Genomic DNA, 1,252 nt, shown 5'->3' with positions numbered 1-1,252 from the left:
GGGACTGCCCCCGGTTCGGTTGACTCCTGACCTGTGAGGATTTCCTTGCAGTGGAAGGATCATCGATATGCCCAAGGCCTATCCCGAGGAGTTCCGCCGCGATGTCGTGGCGGTCGCCCGCAAGGGCGAGACCCCGTTGACGCAGATCGCCAAAGACTTCGGGATCTCACAGAGCTGCGTGAAGAACTGGGTCAAACAAGCTGATATCGAAGACGGTCATCGCCCCGGCGCCACCCGCGACGAATCGGCCGAACTGCGCGAAGCGCGTAAACGGATCCGGCAGCTCGAACAAGAAGCCGAGGTCATGCGCCGCGCGGTCGCCTATTTCTCGCGTGACGTCAACCCAAAATGATCTACCCGCTGGTCCTCGACCTGGCCGCCGACAGGATCCCTGTCGCGGTGACCTGCCGGGTACTCGGCTTCTCCACCCAAGCGTTCTATAAATGGAAGAAACACCCTGTCTCACAGCGTGATTGGGATGACGCGCATCTGATCAACATCGCATATGACATCCATGCAGAGGACCCGGCGTTCGGCTACCGTTTCATCGCCGACGAGCTACCCGCCCGCGGCATCCGTGCGGGTGAGAACCGGGTCGCCAGATTATGTTCCCAGCAGCGGATCTGGAGTGTGTTCGCCAAGAAACGTGGATTGAACCGCAAGGCCGGTCCGCCGGTCCACGACGACCTCGTCAGGCGCAGGTTCACCGCTACCAGCCCGAACACCGTGTGGTTGACCGATCTCACCGAGCACGCCACCGGTGAAGGCAAGTTGTATCTGTGCGCGATCAAGGACGTGTACTCCAACCGGATCGTCGGGTACTCGATCGATTCACGGATGAAGGCGTCGCTGGCGGTGTCGGCGTTGAACCACGCCGTCGCATTCCGGTCACCGATCGCAACGGTCGTTCACTCGGACAGGGGCAGTCAATTTCGCTCACGGAAGTTCCTGAACGCATTGTCGGTCAACGGTTTACAAGGTTCGATGGGCCGGGTCGGGGCGTGTGGTGACAACGCCGCGATGGAGTCGTTCTTCGCGTTGCTGCAAAAGAACGTCCTGGACCGGCAACGCTGGACGACCCGAGCGGAACTGCGGTTGGCGATCGTGGTCTGGATCGAGAAAACCTACCACCGCACCCGCCGGCAACGCCGCCTCGGCAAACTCACCCCGATCGAGTACGAGACAATAAACCGGCCCGCGCTCGCGGCCTGAAAGACCACACCCGCGAGTCAACCGAACTCGGGGCAGTCCC

The 1,252-nt window shown here is 61.4% G+C and carries 1 protein-coding gene; it reads left to right on the top strand.

The window, feature by feature from the left end; genetic code table 11:
* Nucleotides 1-67: 67 nt before the first annotated feature.
* Nucleotides 68-1,212 (top strand): IS3 family transposase gene (locus AB0M74_RS35180; RefSeq protein ID WP_366530630.1). Its coding sequence is split into 2 segments (ribosomal slippage): nucleotides 68-347 and nucleotides 347-1,212, totalling 1,146 coding nucleotides; the frame shifts between segments, so codons are not numbered across the junction.
* Nucleotides 1,213-1,252: the final 40 nt, after the last annotated feature.

The organism is Nocardia sp. NPDC051463 (assembly GCF_040681975.1).
GTDB lineage: Bacteria > Actinomycetota > Actinomycetes > Mycobacteriales > Mycobacteriaceae > Nocardia.
Note: the sequence above shows the minus strand (reverse complement) of the source record. Positions and strands in the feature narration are given on the sequence as shown.